Raw genomic sequence first — 18,507 nt, 5'->3', positions numbered from 1 at the left:
CCGAAGGTGGGATCGATGATTGGGGTGAAGTCGTAACAAGGTAGCCGTAGGAGAACCTGCGGCTGGATCACCTCCTTTCTAGGGAGTAGATGTATTGACTTCGGTCGATACAATAGAAAAATATTAATTTATTTTTCAAAATATCTATTGTAATTACTCGTTTCTATTTTTCTGTTTAATTTTGAGAGACTAATAATAAAAAAAAAACAAGCAATGATAATCACTTTTAGTGTTTATGATTACTTGTTTTTTTTGAGTATAATTATAATTATTTTTTTTGAAAATGATTTGAAGATATATATATATTTTTAGTTTTTGCAAATACTATAGGCAAGAGATACAATAAATTTTTTGTATCTAAAATAGGTAAGAGGAGATGTTATTTTGGAGAATGATAGTAATAAAAAGGTAAGTAAAGAAAAACAATATGTAGAGAAGAAAAATGGAGATACGAAAACTTTTATAAGTGAAGTTCAGGAATTTGACAAACCAGAAGATTATGATGATGCATTTAAGGAGTATTATCCTGAGCAAAGCTAGATTGGTTAATTAAAGAATCAAGCTCTATTATGGAGCTTGATTCTTTAGCATTTTTATAGCATATTTTTAAAAATTAAAAATTTATAAATTTACCTTTTAATGCTGGGTTTGTTGCAATAAGTTTATGAATAAAAAATCCGACAAAACAATTAAATACAGATGTAGGAAGTACTATTGATACAAAGAGTGCTAAAAAAGGTGCCGGTAAACCAAATAGAAAGAGAGCTGAGCTTAAAAAAATACTACCACTTACTATAGTTCCAAGAAAATAAATACTTGATAATTTAAGTGAAGAATTAGATTTTAGGCTTTTATATATAAAATATACAATTATTGAACTTATTGTTTTATCAATAATGCTAGGAAGTTGCCCGCCTGGAAAAGTGGTGGTTAAAGCGCATAAAACACCGGCAACTATCCCTGTTATTAACGCAATTTTAAAATCTTTTGTAATTGTTATGGATAAAATCATAAATACCAATAATAAATCTGGTTTCATACCTAAAAATATACCTGGTGTAATTTGATGCAATATAAGACCTATTGCCAGTAATAGAGAGGTTATTATTATTTTATTTGTTTTCATAAAAAGCATCCCCTTTTCAAAATAACTAAGATTTATTTGTTTTAATATTATTTCAGAAGCTAGTATCTTTCAGCACATCAAATTGATCACCACCTTTATATTAATTATTAAATCATCTCCTGCGGAGCTGCAACAGCTTCACAGAAGATGCATTGACGACTTCAGAAGGAGAGTTACCCCTTTGTGGTTCTCTGGAGTAGATGACAATTCACAATTGTTATCCTCCTGCTTATAAAAGCGTGATACTTTCCTTCTGAAATGTCGTTAAAATAAAAAAAACCTCCGCCCTATATTAGGGCGAAGGATATTCGCTATACCACCTAAATTATGCTGAAAAATAAGCATATTTTATATTTCGAGTACTAAAATACTCTAGCCCTTTTAACAGTGGGCATCCGGTAACTACTACACTCAAAATTTGAGTTCGGGTTACTTCTAGCAGGTCCATTCACTAAAGTTATCAATACTGAGATTACACTATCCTCAGCTCTCTGAAATTGCATTACTTTAATTACTCTTCCTGTTCAATGAATTTATAATATAATTAATAACTTTACTTTGACAAGTCATTAAATTCTATAAGATTATAGAAATTATAACATTTAAATTAGTAATTGTAAATATATTTTTTTAAGTTTATAATAACTGTAAATGTAGTAAAAACAAGGAGGTGAATAATTATGTTAGGCACAATTGTAAATTCATTATCAATAATAATTGGCGGATTTATAGGTTCATCATTTAAAAATAAAATTTCTGATACATATACTGAAACAATTATGAAAGGTCTAGGGTTATGTGTAATACTTATTGGATTAAAAGGTGCATTACAGGTAAATAACATATTATTACTAATCATTAGTGTAACTCTTGGAACTCTTATTGGTGAAATAATAAAAATTGAGAAAGGTATTGAAAACATTGGAGCGTTACTGGAAAGTAAAGTATCAAGTCAAAGTGGAATAGCAAATGGTTTTGTAACAGCAAGTTTGGTATTTTGCGTAGGGGCGATGTCTATAATGGGCTCACTTGAGAGTGGTCTTTCTAAAAATTATAGTATACTTTATGCTAAATCTTTGTTAGATGGTATATTTGCAATTATTTTTTCATCGACATTAGGTGTTGGAGTATGTTTTTCTGCGATTTCAGTATTTATATATCAGGGGATTATAACTTTAACAGCTTCTCTTATGAAAGAATTTTTAATAACTTCTGTTGTAAGTGAGATGTCTGCTGTGGGGGGGTTATTAATTGTTGCAATCGGTGCAAATATGCTTGATATTAAAAGAATAAAAGTTGGTAACATGCTTCCAGCAATATTTATTCCTCTTTTATATTATATATTTAAATGCATTATAAATAGTTTCACATAAAAAAGAAGAGTTTAGCAATGGAAATATTGCTAAACTCCTCTTTTGTAGAATTGTTTTATTAAAATTCTATGGTAGTTTTATCAAGCCAAGTCCATTCTGGTTTAAATACTTTTACATCTTCTAGAAGTTGGAAGAAGGCCACATCGGCTAGTTTTGCTTCTATTAGTACATCAAAATCTATTCCTAAAGGAATGCATTTCTCAATAAATTCAATGAATGATGCCGCATCAAGGTTATCAGCGTGTTTTTTATCCTTTTCTCCAGTTTTCGGACTAGAAAAATGTACCTTAGGTGGTAAAGGTTGACCTTCCCAAGTGGCGAATATATCTTTTAACATAGGTTCTAGGTCGTCACCGCCATTGTTGCAGTTATGATGATGTACATCTAGTACCATAGGTGCCTTTATTTCTTGGCAGATATTTAATACTTCTTTTGTAGTAAAACTTTTATCATCATTTTCAAATATTAGCATATCTGTTATTTCTTTTGGTAAGTTATTAAAATTCTTAAAGAATCTTTCTGTAGCAGCAAGTTTTCCACCTTCTTTACCCCCGATATGTAATACCATTTTTCCTAAAGGATAATTAATATCTTTAAAAAGATTTGCATGAAACTGTAAACTTTTTATAGTGCTTTTTATTACTTCTTCTTTAGAACTGTTTATAACATTAGATTCATCTGGATGAGTATCTACCCTTAAATTATTATTATTAATATAATTTCCGAGCCATTCAAAATCCATTTTTAAAATTCTTCTAAACTCCCAATTAGTAACTTCTGGATGTACTGCTAAAGGTATTAAAGCAGAAGTTATTCTATAAAAGTGCACATCATTTTTTACAGTGTATTCCAAAATTTTATGCAAATCATTAACGTTTGAAACTGCTACCTTTTGTAGCTTTTCAAGCTTATCCCTATCAGTTGATTGTTTTGTATATGTAGAAAAAGTTACAGTGCTTGCTGAAGTTATTTTAGCTGATTTTAATGCTGTAGCCACATATCCTAATCTTATTTGCATAATATCACTCCTCATATAATATAGTTATAACATTGAATAAAAATTAAAACATTTCTAATAACTGATATTCATTAATACATTTAAATTGTAGTACTATCATATCAAAATCTATTCTATAAATTAAAATATACTTTAATTTGTATAATCTTATGGCTATCATATTATCTATAATAAAGTCAATTTACAAATATTGTATGTTAAATATTGAGTAAAGGTCAGAAAACTTACTGGCGAGATAGTTTCCTATTAATCTCCATAATGTAAAAACAAATACAATATTTTAAATGATTCTTAAGAATACTTTATTAAATAAATATAATATCTAAATAGATTTAAGAACGAACCCAAATTTAATCATATCACATAACTATAGTGTATGTAAAACAATATACACATAATTGAATAAATATTTGCATAGTTGGGGAGGTTTATGGAAGAAAAGTTAAAAAATATTAAAGTATGAAGATTATTTATTTTTCATTGGAAGCCCGATAGTTATTTTTGTGCCCATTTCAATTTTGCTTTCTACTAGAATTGATCCATTATGTTTGCCTATGATCCATTTTGAAATAGATAGACCAAGGCCTGTTCCACCACTTTCTTTTGCCCTTGATTTATCACACCTATAAAATCTAGTGAAAATATGTGGAAGATCGTCTTTCGCGATACCAATGCCTGTATCTATAATTTCAATTGTTAAATTACTCTTTTTAATATAACTATTTAATTTAATAGTCCCGCCAATTGGGGTATACTTAATACTATTATCAATGAAAATTCGTAATGCTTGTTTTAATAAATTTTTATCTGCATAGATAGATAATTCTTCATTAATATCACTTGAAATTTCATGACTTACATCAATTAGTTTAGTCTCCTTTATGATTTCATTTATTAATTCATTTATACAAAAATCTTCCTTATAAACTTTTTGTGTTTTCTTATCACTTCTTGCAAGGAAAAGAAGCTTTTCTACTAGTTGCTGCATATTGTAAGACTCACTTTTAATAGCTGAAATTGATTCGTCGAGTACTGCTTTGTCATCTTTTCCCCAACGGTATAACATATTTGCATAACCTTGTATAACTGCAATAGGTGTTCTAAGTTCGTGAGATGCATCTGATACAAATTGATTTTGCATTTCATAGGAATTTTGAATCCTATTTAGCATCTCATTAAAAGTTTCTGCTAGTTGTTTTAATTCATCGTGAGAAGTGCTAACATCTAGCCTTTTTTCCAAAGCATTAATTGAAATAGCTCTTGTTGCTTTAGTCATGTTTTTTATAGGTAAAAGCATTTTTTTACTAGCTCTAGAACCAAAACCTAATGTAATAATTAAAGAAAATAAATTTACAATAAAAATAATTACTGTGAAAATAGTCAAATATTCATTTTCTTTATTTAAAGTTTTAGAAGTTTGAAGGAAAAAGATTTTATTATTAAGTTTAAGTTTAGTGGTAACAAAAATAACTTGTTGGTTTAGGTCAGTGATTACTGGGCTAGCTTTGGTATCCTTATGGAAAGATATATCCTTTTTATCGTTTTGACTGGAATAAACGAGATTTTCATTCTCATCAAATACACTTAAGGTAACATATTCTATATTAGCAAAAGCACTATAATTAAAACTCTGAAGACCTTTGTCTGATTTGGCATAATTAATAGCTACTGTGCTATATTTAGTAAGGTCGCTTTGTGCTTCATTAATTAAAAAAAACCTAAATCCAATAATTAAACTAATACTTAATATAAATAGTGTAATAGAAAAAATGAGAGTATACACTGTAGTCATCTTAAAACTAATTGAAAACCTTAGTCTCTTATGAATGGTGTCTGCTAATTTTCTTAATAATTTTGGTGTAAAGTTTAATATTATTACGAGCATTCTTAAGAGTAATCTGAAGCATTTTATTATAATTTTAAAGATAAATCGTAAATTATTCATCTTTTAAAAGATATCCCACCCCTCGCACTGTATAAATAAATTTCTTGCTAAATCTATCATCTATTTTACTTCTCAGATATCTTATGTATACATCTACTACATTAGTATCACCCATATACTCATATCCCCATACTATATCTATAATTTTATTTCTTGTAAGTACAATATTTTTATTATCTACTAGTAATTTAAGTAAATCAAATTCTGTCTTAGTTAGATCTATAGAGTTGTTATTAAAACTAACCATATGTTGATCTAAGTCTATGATTAATTCTCCAACAGATAATATATTTGAACTTTTATTTACTTGTGTGTTCTTTTTTAATGCTGTTCTTATTCTTGCAAGTAATTCTTCAATTGCAAAAGGTTTAGTCATATAATCATTTGCACCTATGTCAAGGCCAGTAACTTTGTCCATTATCTCATCTTTCGCAGTAAGCATTATGATGGGTATATCTGATACTTGCCTTAGTCTTCTTAACACCTCTAGACCGTTTAAAGAAGGCAACATAATATCAAGAAGTATAAGATCAAAGACTTCATTCATAGCCTTATCTAAACCCTCACGTCCATCATGGCTTTGTGAAACTAAATAACCTTCATACTTTAGCTCTAACTCAAGAAATCGTGCTATTTTTATCTCATCTTCAATTATTAAAATCTTTTGTCCATTCATATATAACTATACCTCCAAAACATATTATATTAATCTACATTATAATTTTCTTATCAAATTATTAATTTTATAATAATAGTATTATTATATATTATTTTGAATATAATTGCAGATAATCAGACTTATGCAATAAAAAAATTCTTAAAAAAACAACCTACATTAGCAAAATGTAGGTAATTATAAGTTTTATTCAGTTTTCAGTTCCTCATTAATTTTTGTAGTTACCTTATTAACAACAACAGACACTTTATCAAAGATTTTGTTCACCTGCGAATCCTCATTGTTTTTCTTTACAATTCTTATTTTGTGATTAGTTATTATTGCGAGTATTAATCCTACAATTACTATGGGGGCAGCTGAGATAGTTATAATAACAGCTAGTGTTACGCAGATATTTAAAACCACATTATCATTTTTTTTGATTATTAATTTTGTTTCATTGCCTTTTTTTATAAGTGATTTTACATTGTTAAAAAATGTGTTATTAGTACAAGGTTTTTCATCTGGCTTAATTTTATTTTGTTTTTCAAGATATATTAAGGATTTAATGAGATTACCCTCGTTTTGCTCCAAGGCATTTTTAGCATCCTCATAACTTACATTTGCTCTTTTTCTTAATTCATCAATTTGTTCTAAATTTATTGACATATTTATTCCTCCCTTTTTAATTTAGTAGATAACAATTTTATGTCACTGTAGCTGTTTATTTGTTTTCTATGTCTTTATTATAAGACCCGAGAATTAAAGAATTATTAGTAGAAGATTAGAATTGCATTAGAATATATCAATGTTAAATAAAGAAATTTATAGTATTTTAAAAATTATAATATGAATTGTAGTCTTAATCATGGTATAATGTAGACTTATGAGCTTAAAATTATATATGAAACAAGAGAGGAAGTTAAAATGAGTAACATGAAATTTGAGGAATTTAAAATCAGTGAAGAAATATTAAAAGCAATTAATAATTTAGAATATAAAAAACCTTCAGATGTACAAGCAGCCGTAATACCTATAGCTCTTGAAGGCAGAGATATTATAGTAAAATCACAAACTGGTAGTGGAAAAACAGCTGCATTCGCTATACCACTTTGCGAAAGTGCTGATGTAGGGGAAACTGAGCCACAAGCTTTAGTATTAACACCTACTAGAGAACTAGCACTTCAGGTAAGTCAAGATATAACAAACATAGGAAGATATAAAAAGATTAGAGCAATAGCTGTTTTCGGTAAGCAACCAATAGAAATGCAAAAGAAACAGCTTAAGCAAAGAGTACATGTAGTAGTAGGTACACCAGGAAGAACTCTAGACCATATTGAAAGAGGTACTATTAATTTGGAAAAGATAAAATACCTAATATTAGATGAAGCAGATGAAATGCTTAGCATGGGCTTTATAGAACAAGTGGAAGAAGTTATTAAGGCTGTCCCTAAAAACAGAGTTACTATGTTATTTTCAGCAACAATACCAGAATCTATTGAAGCAATTTGTAAGCAATATATGGTTAACCCTGTTAAAGTAGAAATAAATCCTGAAAAGTTAACGGTTGAGAAAATCGACCAAATATGTTATGAAGTAGATGAGGATAAAAAGTTCAGTCTACTTAAGAGATTGCTTTATATTGAAAATCCAGATTCTTGTATTGTATTTTGCAGAACAAAAGAAAATGTTGACGAAATTACTGTTCAAATGAAGAACCGTCATTATTCATGTATTAAGATACATGGAGGTATGATTCAAAATGATAGATTAGATGCTATGGAGAGATTTAGAAAAGGTGAATTTAGATTCTTGGTGGCTACAGATGTTGCCGCAAGAGGAATAGATGTTGAAAACATAACTCATATTATAAATTATGATTTACCACTTGAAAGAGGTAATTACGTACATAGAATAGGTAGAACTGGACGTGCTGGAAAAAAAGGAAAAGCTATAACTTTTGTTACCCATAATGAAAATAGATTCTTGCAAGCCATAGAACAGTATATTGGTATGGAGATACCAAAAGGATCAATTCCAACAAAGGAAGATTCAGAGCCTTTTAGAGTAGCATTTTATGCAAAACATGATGCTAAACCTATTATTAAAAAGACTAAATTATCGAATTTTAATAGTGATATAATGAAAATGTATATCAGTGCAGGAAAAAAGAAAAAAATAAGGACTCTGGATATTGTAGGTACTATTTGCAATATAGAAGGAGTTAGTTCTGATGACATAGGTATTATAGATATTCAAGATAGTTTTTCACATGTAGATATTATGAATGGAAAGGGTGATTTAGTGTTAAAAGCCCTTAAAAATGGTACAATAAAAGGAAAAACTATTAGGGTTGAGAAGGCTAATAAATAGTATTTAATATATAACCCAAAATAGAAATGAGATAGATAAATTAATTATCTATCTCATTTTTATTTTGATAAAATTTAAACAAATAATAAGTAGTTGAATATCATAGTGTATTAATATATGCTAGCAGAACTATATATAATACTACATTTATGAATATTTTTTAATAATTTGTAAAGTATATATTTGATTAGAAGTATTTTACAAAGACTCATATTTATATAAGGAAATGTGTGTTCTTATTTTTTATATTTTAAATGACAACAAACGTTCTAATTTGAAAAAATAACCATAGAGTTATAATATTATTTATAAATATAATTCAAATTTTCTTTGATATGTGTTAAAATGTTAAAGTTGTGGAAAAGATTTGTTAAAGGGTGATTTTTTTAAATAAACAACTAGGATTTATAGAATATATTAATTGTAATATAGATGATAAATAATATTACCTGTTAAAAAGGAGAGCTATAATGAAAACATTTCAAGATTTAGTGAAAGAGACTTTAGATGTCCAAGATTTAGAAGAATTAGAATCGGCAGCAGATTTATTTCAGTTTGGTATTGAAAAAGGATATTATAATAAACGCCAAGCGGATCAATTTAACGTTACCTATTGGAAAATGAAAAATAAGTGCTTGGCTTATGAAGTTGCCAAAGAAATAAAAGGTAATAAATTAGATATAATTACTATGGTTACTAGTGCTCCAACAGAAATAAAAGATAATATGCGAGAACTTACTAATTATGTAAATGGGCGAGTTAAAGCTTTGAAGGGCAAAATGAACGGTATTAGATAGTAGTGATATTTTACAAATAAGAATGTTAAGAATAGAGGTATATATTGTTATAATTAAGTAATTATAATAGTATATACCTTTGTTTATATAATCCTGAATTTTAAAATGAAAAGTTGATTTTATAAAAGTTCTTTAAATATTCAAAAAAAACTATTGCATATGACGTAACGTAATGTGTTAATATAATTATAGAGTCATTAATCAAGTATTGTTATTGATCAAATGTCCATAATTAGGAGTGATCATATTGGAAAAGAATGAACCCGATTTTTTTACAATTGGTGTATTCGCAGAAAAAGCAGGTGTTACCTTAAGGACACTTAGGTATTACGATAAAATAGCTTTAATGAAACCAAGTTCTTACAGCGCTGCGGGGCACAGATTATATAGTAATCAAGATTTTGCAAGGCTTCAGCAAATTTTGACTTTGAAGTTTATTGGATTTTCTCTAGATGATATAAAGCAAATAGCGCAAAGTGATGTAACGGATAAAAACTTTGTGAAATCTTTGGAAATACAAAAGAAAATTATGAAGCAAAGAGTTCAGCATACTTTAATGGTAATTAAGGCAATTGATGAAGCAATTGAAATGGAGAATAAAGCAGATGTAAGTTGGGATAAGTTTACCAACATTATAAATGTTATAAATTCGGATAAAAAATTACTTGAGCAATATGAGAATGCCTCGAATTTAAGAGCTAGAATGAATATTCATGAAATGTATAGTGTAAACAAATATGGCTGGATGAGATGGTGTTTTGAAAAATTAAAATTACCTAATAAGTGCAAAATCCTTGAACTTGGATGTGGCGATGCTAGTTTATGGAAAAAAAATAAAGATAACATTCCTAAAGAACTCGATATAACATTGAGTGATTTTTCTAAAGGAATGTTAAATGATGCTAAAATAAACTTAGGCAAAGAGTCTGAAAATTTCAAGTTCCAAATTATAGATGCAGAGGATATACCCTGTGGCGATTGCAGTTTTGACGTTGTAATTGCGAATCATATGCTTTATCATGTGGAGAATATAGGTAAGGCATTGTCTGAAATATATAGAGTGTTAAAACCGGGTGGGTATTTTTATTCTTCAACTGTTGGAGAAAATCATATGATTGAAATTAGAGATATAATGGTTAAATTTAAATCAGAAACAATGGATATTAGAAGTTCTGATATTACTTCAAGGTTTAAACTCGAAAATGGCGTTGAAAAACTAGAAAAATTGTTTGACAATATTGAAATGAAAAGATATAAGGATAATTTAATTGTAACAGAAGCTACACCTATTATTGATTACATTTTTTCAATGCCTGGAAATGTACGGCAAAGTTTTAACAAGGAAAGACTTTATGAACTTACTAAATATTTAGAAGAGAGAATTGCTACAGAAGGTGGAATTTATATAACTAAGGATACTGGGTTTTTTAAGAGCCAAAGGGGTTTATAATTTTAAAATTTATAAAAACTACGCTTTTTTCTTTTGCTTTTTAATTATAAGATTAAAGCTAGAAATAAATAAGATAATAACTATATTTTAAAATAAAATTTAATATGAAAGGTCGGATATATATGAAAATAAAGAATATTCCTTTCTCACCACCAGACATAACAGATGTGGAGAAAAAACTTGTAATGGAGGTTTTAGATTCAGGTTGGGTTACAACAGGACCTAAGACTAAAGAGTTTGAAGATAAGATTGCTAACTATTGTGATGCAAATAATGCTGTAGCACTTGCAAGTGCAAGTGCATGTTTAGAACTTATATTAAAGGTTTATAACATTTGCGAGGGTGATGAGGTTATTACAACCCCTTACACATATACCGCGACATCAAATGTAATACTTCATAGAGGAGTTAAACCAACTTTTGTAGATGTTAGAAAAGATAGTTTTCTAATAGATGAGCAAAAATTAGCTATGGCAATTACACCAAAAACTAAAGCAATAATAACTGTAGATATCGCAGGAGTTCCTGTTGATTATGATGCTATAAGGGCAATTCTTAAGGCTAAAAATAGAGAAGATATTATATTTATATCAGATTCAGCTCACTCTTTCGGTGGAATATATAAGGGTAAAAAAGTTGGAGCACAAGCTGATTTTAATGTCTTTTCATTCCATGCAGTAAAAAATTTAATAACTGCAGAAGGTGGGGCAATTACTTTTAATGATAATAAATTTAAAGGTAAGGAAGATTTAGTAAAAGAATTTAAAATAACTTCACTTCAAGGTCAGTCAAAAGATGCTTTGGCTAAGATGAAGGCAGGAGCTTGGAAATATGATATTATAACAGATGGTATGAAATGCAATATGACAGATATAAACGCAGCTATAGGGCTTGGACAACTTGGAAGATATGAAGCAATGATTACAAGGCGTAAAGAAATCTTTGCGATATATACTAAAGCTCTTAGCACTAAAGAGTGGGCAATTATTCCTTTTACAAAGGATGAAATTAGAGAGACTTCATATCATTTATATACATTAAGGTTAAAAGGATTCAAAGAAGCACAAAGAGATGAGTTAATACAAAAGCTTGCAGATATGGGTATAGCTACAAATGTTCATTTTACGCCTTTACCAATGTTTACACTTTATAAAAATCTTGGTTATTCTATAAAGGATTATCCAAATGCATATAATCAGTATGCGAATGAAATAACACTTCCAGTATACTCAACACTTAAATTAGAGGATGCAGAGTACGTAGTAAACAATGTAATAAAATGCGCAGAAGCAATAATAGCTAAATAATAAAGATTAAAATGGAGGCCATATTATGAAAGTTAAATTTTTTACACCGACAAGAGAATATCAAGAGAAAAAATCAGAATTCGACAATGCTGTTCTAGGATTTATGGAAAGAGGAGTATCAATGCTTGGTAAAGAAGTAACTGACTTTGAAGAATCAGTTAAAGAATTTACTGGAGCTAAATATGCAATTGGTGTTGCATCAGGTACCGATGCCTTGGTAATGGCATCTGACATACTTGGTTTTAAAGAGGGAAAGGAAGTAATAACTTCACCATTTACTTTCTTAGCTTCTGCATCTTGCATAGCAAAAAATGGCGCAAAACCTGTATTTGTTGATATTGAAGAAGAAACTTTTGGTATAGATGCCAGCAAGATTGAGGAGAAAATAACAAAGGATACTGTAGGAATCCTTCCAATCCATTTATTTTCACAAATGAGTGATATGGATAAAATTATGGATATAGCTAACAGGCACAATTTAAGAGTTCTTGAAGACTCAGCAGAATCTTTTGGTATGAGATGGAAAGGTAACGGAGCTGATTATAAACATGCAGGTACTATAGGAGATTTTGGTGTATTCTCATTTTTCCCAACAAAGACTTTGGGAGCATATGGCGATGCAGGGATGATAGTAACCAATGATGAAAACTTAGCAAACCTTGCTAAGATGTATAGAGTTCATGGAGCGTCTAGAAAATACCATTATGATTTTATTGGATATAATTCAAGACTAGATGCAATTCAAGCATCTATATTACAAGTTAAAATTAAGTATATAAATGATGCAATTAAAAAAAGAGATCATATTGCAAAATTATATATGAAAAGGTTACAAGAATGCGAGTTTATTAAAATACCTAAAATAATAGGTAATCAGAAATCAGTTTATTATGCATTTAACATATTAGCTGACAAGCGAGATGAGCTTTCAGAATATTTGAAAGCAAATGAAATAGGAACTAGTATTTATTATCCAATCCCACTTCATCTTCAAAAATGTTTTGCGTACCTCGGCTATAAAAAAGGAGATTTTCCAATAGCTGAAAAAACATGTGAGAGCATCATTGCACTTCCTATATATCCAGAAATAACTGAGGAAGAAGTAGAATTTGTTTGTCAAACTATTAAGGAATTCTATAAAAAATAAATTATAGTGATGTGAAGATTATGCATGCAAAATGTTATGATAGTAGGACATTTGTTAACAGAATCTAAGATGGCAGGTCATAAGGAGAACATTATGGATAACGAAATAAAAGAAATGCTAATAGAAATGCAAAAGGATATTAAAGATATTGGTTTGAGACTAAAAAATGTTGAAAATAATCAAGCAAATGTGGCAAATGCTGAACATAAAAATTGGCATATGTTAGCAGATAAATTAGGACAATATGATTTAATATTACATAAAATTTATGGGAAAAAGGCTTCTGATAAATAGAAATAGTAAATCATACAACAATAAATAAAATAGTAGGGAGGACACTAAGCGGTGACCTCCCTACTATTTTTATTAACAAATAATTATAAATATAATGAACTATTTAGCGCATTTTTTCGTTAAAGGATTGTTAGGGGTGGTTATTATTTGGATGAGGTAGAACTTATTAATAAAGCTAAGAATGGAAATAAGAACGCATTAAATACTCTTTTCAAAGATAATCTTAATATTTTAAAAGGATATGTTATTAAAATGGCAGGAGACCCCTATTTAGCACAAGATATTATTCAGGATGCATTGCTCAAAGCTGTACTTAATATAAACAAGTTTGAGCCTAAGGCTAAATTTTCTACCTGGTTAATAAAAATAGCTACTAATGTTTACAGAGATTATTTAAGAAAAAACAAAGGGTTTAAGTTATCAGATGAGATTTTAGTTGATAATGGCATGCAATTGGAGGATATTGTAATACAAAATTATGAGTACAAAGAGATAATGAAAATAATCTTAGAGTTATCCTACGAGAAAAGAATCGTATTTATTTTAAAACACTATTATGGTTATAAGTATGTTGAAATATCAGAAATTATAAATTGTCCCCTTGGGACAGTTCGGTCAAGACTTCATAATGCTGTCAAATATATAATAAAAGAAATTGAGAGAAAGGAGATAATATAAATGAAGGATTCGGGTAGTAATAAAAATTCTTTATCTGATAAGGTTAAAAATTCTTTAATTAATGAATTCTACAATGAAAATCAGAAGAATGTAGATAAAGACATAAAGTATAGTGATGAAGCTTTAGAGTTTAAAAATAAACTAAATTCTACAGCTATAAAAATGGATGTGCTAAATGAAGATATATTTGATTTTAATATAGATACCTTAGGCATAATAGAAAAAGGAGAGTCTATAAAAGAAAGCAGGAAAACTAGTAAAGAATTTATTTTGTTTATATTATCATCTTTTATAATTGTTTCTTTATATGCAATAGCAATAATTAAAATCGATTATAGGATATTAACTATATCTCAGGTTTTTATAGCAATCATTGCTCCTTGTATAATAATACCTATTTCAGTTGCCAGAAGAAAAGAGAGTGAATTTTAATGGGTATTTCAAAAATGAAATTAATTTTAGTACTAACGATAGCTATTCCTATTGTATTAATGGAAGGGGCTTGGGTATTTCGTGATGCAAGAAAACGTGGAGAGAAATACTATTGGTTTTGGGGGATTTTTGCATCTTTAAATACAAGTAATCTTTTTATTTATTTATTAATAACACGGGTAATATTAAAGCATAATAAGACAAAGCTATAAAATAAATGCTATAATTAAATGAATATGTATTTATTGGGGGCGCTATTTATGACAACTAGCATGTTAAAATTTATTGCATGTATATTAATGCTAATTGATCATATAGGGGCAGTGATTTTCCCAAGAGTTATAATCCTTAGAATGATAGGTAGATTATCATTTCCTATATTTGCTTATTTGATTGCTGTAGGGTATTCTAAAACAAACTCTTTTTATAGGTATTTATATAGACTTTTGATATTTGCAGCAGCATCTCAAGTACCATTTTCATTAGTTTTTAGTGAACAAATTAAAATTCATAGTTTCTTTGACTTTTTAACCTTCCTTATTGGTAGTCCAAATCTACATTTAAATATTTTCTTTACTTTAGCGATTGGGCTAATTGCAATCCGTATATGGGACAAAGGGGAGTCAAAGTCTTTTAAAATAATGAGTGTTTTAGCATTAGGCATAATAGCTGAAACTTTTAATACAGATTATGGATTTTATGGAGTTGCTATTATATTATCTTTTTATATTTTTAGAGATAGCAAATTTAAAATACTTTTATCGCAAGTCATTGTATACTTAGTATTTAACGCATCAGAAATTTTGTTATATGTGTTTGAAATTCAAGGTAAATCAATAAATCCTAGTTGGTTTATTCAAATATTATCAATTTTATCATTGATTTTTATATTTAAATATAATGGTAAGAAGGGTAAAGATTTAAAATATGCTTTTTATGTATTTTATCCAATGCATTTATTAATATTAGGTTTAATAAAAATAATGATTGATCTTAATAAAATTCTATAATACTAATAGATTGTTTAAATATAAATACTACAATTTATATTAATTTTAATAAATTGTAGTATTTAGAATCGTTAAAATACATTATATTACTAAAAAAAATAAATTATATCACCATATGTGATAATTAATTTTTAATAGGCAATTCATCTAAGCTTTTTAATACGTAACCTTGCTTCTCCCACTGAGTTATCACATCATCTAATATTTCAGCATTGGTTTTTGATACTGCGTGTAGCAACATAATTCCGCCATTGTGGGTTCTTTGCATTATACGTTTTTTTGCATCTTCATGTGATGGTTGTTTGCCTGCAAGCCAATCCATATAAGCAAAACTCCAAAATATAGTTTTATATCCATAGTTTTTAGTGTATAGGAGGGATAATTCACTATATTTACCCATAGGAGGTCTAAAATACTTGGACATTTTTTTGCCAGTAACACTTTCAAAAGCATCTTCCACATCGGATAATTCTTTATCAAATTTTTCTTCATCTTTTATAGATGCCATTGAGAGATGATGATTACTATGATTACATACTAAATGCCCTTCGGCTACCATTCGTTTGATTATGTCTGGACTAGAAGTAACATATGGCTTTACTACAAAAAATGCCGCTTTTACATTATGTTTTTTTAAAACATCTAGTATTGGAGCAGTATATCCAGCTTCATACCCTTCATCAAATGTTAGATATAATACTTTTTTTGATGTATCGCCTAAATGAAAACAATCATATTTAGCTATAAGTTGACTAGTTTCTTTAGGTCCATCAGGTGGAGTATTATCGTTTTTAGGCTGAAAATACCAACTATATTCTTTAGTATTTACTCCATCAGGCGTTTTATTATTAAATGCATTTTTAAATGAATTTAATATACCGTGTGTTTTTGTATCAACGAATTTATTATATCCAATGGATTCAGTTTTTGAATTTTCACTTGGGATTTTTTTTAAACCTTTACTATAACAAACACCTGTAAAACTATTAGCTACAATAGTTGAAGAAATAATAAGACTCATCATTTTTACATTCATATAAATCACCTCTAATTTAATATATTTAGATAAATTAATTATTTAATATATTACTTATTATGCTCAGTAAATGCGTTAAGATATTCATAAATTCAATGTTGTTATATTGGTAATTTTTCAATTTTTTTGATTAGTTTATTTGAATTTATATTTTATATATAAAAAATGAAATTGCAAAATTTTATAAGTTAATCAATAAAAATTTTACTTTAATGGTGATATTATTGTATAATATTATTATATCGACAGTGGAGGTGATTAAATGGAACTAGGTTTAAAACAATATAGAATGATTCATAGTAAGCCCTCAAGCTATAGTTTAATTAGAGGTGCTAAAGGAACAGGCAAAACAACTGCAGCCATTTATAGAAGCCTCTATTTAAAAAATAACTATTGTTTATACGATGATGATAAAGTATTAATTCTCACATCTAATGAAGAGGATATAAATTCTATTAAAAATACATACATAGCAGCACAGGAAGAAACTAGATTCGAGTATTTAAGTATATTTTCTAATGAAAAAATAAAGCCCCAAGTACTTACATTAGAAAGTATTATACATAAATATTTTTTGAAATATGAAGATAGATATAAATTAAAAAAAGAAATAATCATAGAGAATGATAAGAAAAACATTATGAAAGATTGTATATTGAAAGTTAAGGAGAATTATCCGAGATTAAGAATACTACAGATCGATTATACTCAGTTTTTTATAGATGAGGTAAAGTGGATTAAAAGTTGTAATTACTTGAAAACCGATTTGTATCTACAAGTAAATAGAATAGGTAGAAAATGTGAAAAAGGCCAAGGTCCACAAAGAATTAATAAAAATTCTACTGCTAGAAAAGCGATATATGAACTTATGATTATGTATAATGAAAAGCTTAATTTAAAAAACTTCGTTGATGACGAAGATGTTAATATATATGCACTGAAAATGTTAGAGTCTGTTTCAATGGGCGAGTATACTCATATTATAATTGACAAAAGTGAACATTTAACTAAGGTACAATTGGAGTTTATTAATGCTCTTTATAAACAGAAATCTTATTCTACTATGACATTTCTTATTGATATAGATGGAGAATATAATGCTAATTCATGGATGGTAAAAGGCAAAAGAGTTAATATTAGGCCTCTAGGAGAAAAAGTAAAATCATATATATTTAAAAATAATTATGAACCTCAAGAAAAACCTATGGAAACCAATGAGGATATAATAGTTAACAATTTGAATGTTGATGATCTAGAGAATTTTCAATATTGTGATATAAGACATGGCAGAGCATATGACTTTATGAGGGATTACAGTAGAATATCTGATATTATAGTAAATGATGAAAAAGGTGACTATGAGTACATAAACGAGGAATTAGTGGAACTTCCTGTATACAGTGATATAGCAGCAGGGGAACCTATACAGATTAATTCCGAAATAGAAGGCAATTTCTACATTCCAAAGTATTGGTTAAAGGGAGTTAAGAATCCTTTTATTTTAAAAGTTAAAGGTGATAGTATGATTGGAGCTAACATAGATGATGGGGATTATGTGGTTATAAGGCAGGAACAAGCAGCAAACAATAAGGATATTGTGGCAGTATATATAGGTGGAAATGCTACCCTAAAGAGACTTTCCATAGGTCGTGATAGAATATTACTAATGCCTGAAAATGAAAAATATAAACCTATTGTTATTGATAGTGAAGATACATATATTATAGGTACAGCTATAGGAATTATAAAACATAAGAATTAATTTCTTAAAAAGGGAGTTTTTATAAGTGAAGATATTTTTTGTTTCAGATATACACGGCTCTTTATTTTATTAAAAAAACTTAATAAAAATAATACCCCAGGATA

At 28.2% G+C, this 18,507-nt stretch carries 19 protein-coding genes, 1 rRNA gene and 1 other annotated feature; of the genes, 14 read left to right on the top strand and 6 right to left on the bottom strand.

Translation table 11 applies throughout. The features are described 5' to 3' along the window. Positions 1 to 78, top strand: a 16S ribosomal RNA gene (locus tag KPL54_RS21630); the annotation flags it as partial. Between the two features lie 306 nt (positions 79 to 384). Further along, positions 385 to 540: a hypothetical protein gene (locus tag KPL54_RS21625; protein WP_216108582.1), complete on the top strand. Its 156-nt coding sequence runs from the start codon at positions 385 to 387 to the stop codon at positions 538 to 540. A 73-nt stretch (positions 541 to 613) separates the two neighbouring features. Here KPL54_RS21625 and KPL54_RS21620 read toward each other — a convergent pair whose 3' ends face one another. Continuing rightward, positions 614 to 1,126 carry a tryptophan transporter gene (locus KPL54_RS21620; RefSeq protein WP_216108581.1) on the bottom strand — a complete coding sequence of 171 codons (513 nt, stop codon included), beginning with the start codon at positions 1,124 to 1,126 and terminating at the stop codon, positions 614 to 616. Positions 1,127 to 1,416: 290 nt separating this feature from the next. Then, positions 1,417 to 1,663: a binding site (T-box leader), on the bottom strand. 143 nt (positions 1,664 to 1,806) lie between these two features. Here KPL54_RS21620 and KPL54_RS21615 point away from each other — a divergent pair. Further along, the gene (locus KPL54_RS21615) at positions 1,807 to 2,499 is read left to right on the top strand and encodes a DUF554 domain-containing protein (protein ID WP_216108580.1); all 693 of its coding nucleotides are present in this window, start codon (positions 1,807 to 1,809) and stop codon (positions 2,497 to 2,499) included. 58 nt (positions 2,500 to 2,557) lie between these two features. On the opposite strand, the gene uvsE is transcribed toward KPL54_RS21615, so the two are convergent. The 4 genes from uvsE to KPL54_RS21595 form a co-directional block, all read right to left on the bottom strand. Next, complete coding sequence (uvsE, locus tag KPL54_RS21610) at positions 2,558 to 3,517, bottom strand: UV DNA damage repair endonuclease UvsE (RefSeq protein ID WP_216108579.1); 960 nt, start codon at positions 3,515 to 3,517, stop codon at positions 2,558 to 2,560. 466 nt (positions 3,518 to 3,983) lie between these two features. After that, positions 3,984 to 5,462 carry a sensor histidine kinase gene (locus KPL54_RS21605; RefSeq protein ID WP_253203669.1) on the bottom strand — a complete coding sequence of 493 codons (1,479 nt, stop codon included), beginning with the start codon at positions 5,460 to 5,462 and terminating at the stop codon, positions 3,984 to 3,986. Further along, complete coding sequence (locus KPL54_RS21600; protein WP_216108578.1) at positions 5,455 to 6,138, bottom strand: response regulator transcription factor; 684 nt, start codon at positions 6,136 to 6,138, stop codon at positions 5,455 to 5,457. The genes KPL54_RS21605 and KPL54_RS21600 overlap by 8 nt, the downstream gene beginning before the upstream one ends. A gap of 186 nt (positions 6,139 to 6,324) precedes the next feature. Then, positions 6,325 to 6,786, bottom strand: a complete 462-nt coding sequence (locus KPL54_RS21595) for a DUF4342 domain-containing protein (protein WP_216108577.1) — start codon at positions 6,784 to 6,786, stop codon at positions 6,325 to 6,327. A 258-nt stretch (positions 6,787 to 7,044) separates the two neighbouring features. Between KPL54_RS21595 and KPL54_RS21590 the strand changes: the two genes are divergently transcribed. The 10 genes from KPL54_RS21590 to KPL54_RS21545 all read left to right on the top strand — a co-directional run bounded on the left by KPL54_RS21590 (position 7,045) and on the right by KPL54_RS21545 (position 15,605). After that, positions 7,045 to 8,490 carry a DEAD/DEAH box helicase gene (locus KPL54_RS21590; protein WP_216108576.1) on the top strand — a complete coding sequence of 482 codons (1,446 nt, stop codon included), beginning with the start codon at positions 7,045 to 7,047 and terminating at the stop codon, positions 8,488 to 8,490. Positions 8,491 to 8,960: 470 nt separating this feature from the next. Beyond that, the gene (locus KPL54_RS21585; protein WP_216108575.1) at positions 8,961 to 9,287 is read left to right on the top strand and encodes a hypothetical protein; all 327 of its coding nucleotides are present in this window, start codon (positions 8,961 to 8,963) and stop codon (positions 9,285 to 9,287) included. A gap of 247 nt (positions 9,288 to 9,534) precedes the next feature. Further along, positions 9,535 to 10,737 (top strand): MerR family transcriptional regulator, encoded by a 1,203-nt coding sequence (locus tag KPL54_RS21580; protein WP_216108574.1) that lies wholly within the window; start codon positions 9,535 to 9,537, stop codon positions 10,735 to 10,737. Positions 10,738 to 10,865: 128 nt separating this feature from the next. Continuing rightward, positions 10,866 to 12,044, top strand: a complete 1,179-nt coding sequence (locus KPL54_RS21575) for a DegT/DnrJ/EryC1/StrS family aminotransferase (RefSeq protein ID WP_216108585.1) — start codon at positions 10,866 to 10,868, stop codon at positions 12,042 to 12,044. Between the two features lie 25 nt (positions 12,045 to 12,069). Further along, complete coding sequence (locus tag KPL54_RS21570) at positions 12,070 to 13,191, top strand: DegT/DnrJ/EryC1/StrS family aminotransferase (protein ID WP_216108573.1); 1,122 nt, start codon at positions 12,070 to 12,072, stop codon at positions 13,189 to 13,191. Between the two features lie 93 nt (positions 13,192 to 13,284). Further along, the gene (locus KPL54_RS21565; RefSeq protein ID WP_216108572.1) at positions 13,285 to 13,485 is read left to right on the top strand and encodes a hypothetical protein; all 201 of its coding nucleotides are present in this window, start codon (positions 13,285 to 13,287) and stop codon (positions 13,483 to 13,485) included. A gap of 147 nt (positions 13,486 to 13,632) precedes the next feature. Next, complete coding sequence (sigY, locus tag KPL54_RS21560; RefSeq protein WP_216108571.1) at positions 13,633 to 14,163, top strand: RNA polymerase sigma factor SigY; 531 nt, start codon at positions 13,633 to 13,635, stop codon at positions 14,161 to 14,163. Beyond that, positions 14,164 to 14,595, top strand: a complete 432-nt coding sequence (locus KPL54_RS21555) for a hypothetical protein (protein ID WP_216108570.1) — start codon at positions 14,164 to 14,166, stop codon at positions 14,593 to 14,595. Further along, positions 14,595 to 14,807, top strand: coding sequence for a hypothetical protein (locus KPL54_RS21550; RefSeq protein WP_216108569.1), 213 nt, complete (start codon positions 14,595 to 14,597; stop codon positions 14,805 to 14,807). The genes KPL54_RS21555 and KPL54_RS21550 overlap by 1 nt, the downstream gene beginning before the upstream one ends. 48 nt (positions 14,808 to 14,855) lie before the next feature. Next, positions 14,856 to 15,605: a TraX family protein gene (locus tag KPL54_RS21545; protein ID WP_216108568.1), complete on the top strand. Its 750-nt coding sequence runs from the start codon at positions 14,856 to 14,858 to the stop codon at positions 15,603 to 15,605. Between the two features lie 124 nt (positions 15,606 to 15,729). On the opposite strand, the gene pdaA is transcribed toward KPL54_RS21545, so the two are convergent. After that, positions 15,730 to 16,641: a delta-lactam-biosynthetic de-N-acetylase gene (gene pdaA / locus KPL54_RS21540; protein ID WP_216108567.1), complete on the bottom strand. Its 912-nt coding sequence runs from the start codon at positions 16,639 to 16,641 to the stop codon at positions 15,730 to 15,732. 262 nt (positions 16,642 to 16,903) lie between these two features. Here pdaA and KPL54_RS21535 point away from each other — a divergent pair, with 262 nt between their 5' ends. Next, the gene (locus tag KPL54_RS21535; protein ID WP_216108566.1) at positions 16,904 to 18,403 is read left to right on the top strand and encodes a S24 family peptidase; all 1,500 of its coding nucleotides are present in this window, start codon (positions 16,904 to 16,906) and stop codon (positions 18,401 to 18,403) included. The last annotated feature ends 104 nt before the right edge of the window (positions 18,404 to 18,507 follow it).

It is taken from the genome of Clostridium estertheticum, assembly GCF_018861295.1.
Classification (GTDB): domain Bacteria; phylum Bacillota; class Clostridia; order Clostridiales; family Clostridiaceae; genus Clostridium_AD; species Clostridium_AD estertheticum_D.
The sequence above is the reverse complement of the archived record's forward strand: the minus strand, read 5'-3'. Positions and strand labels throughout refer to the sequence as shown.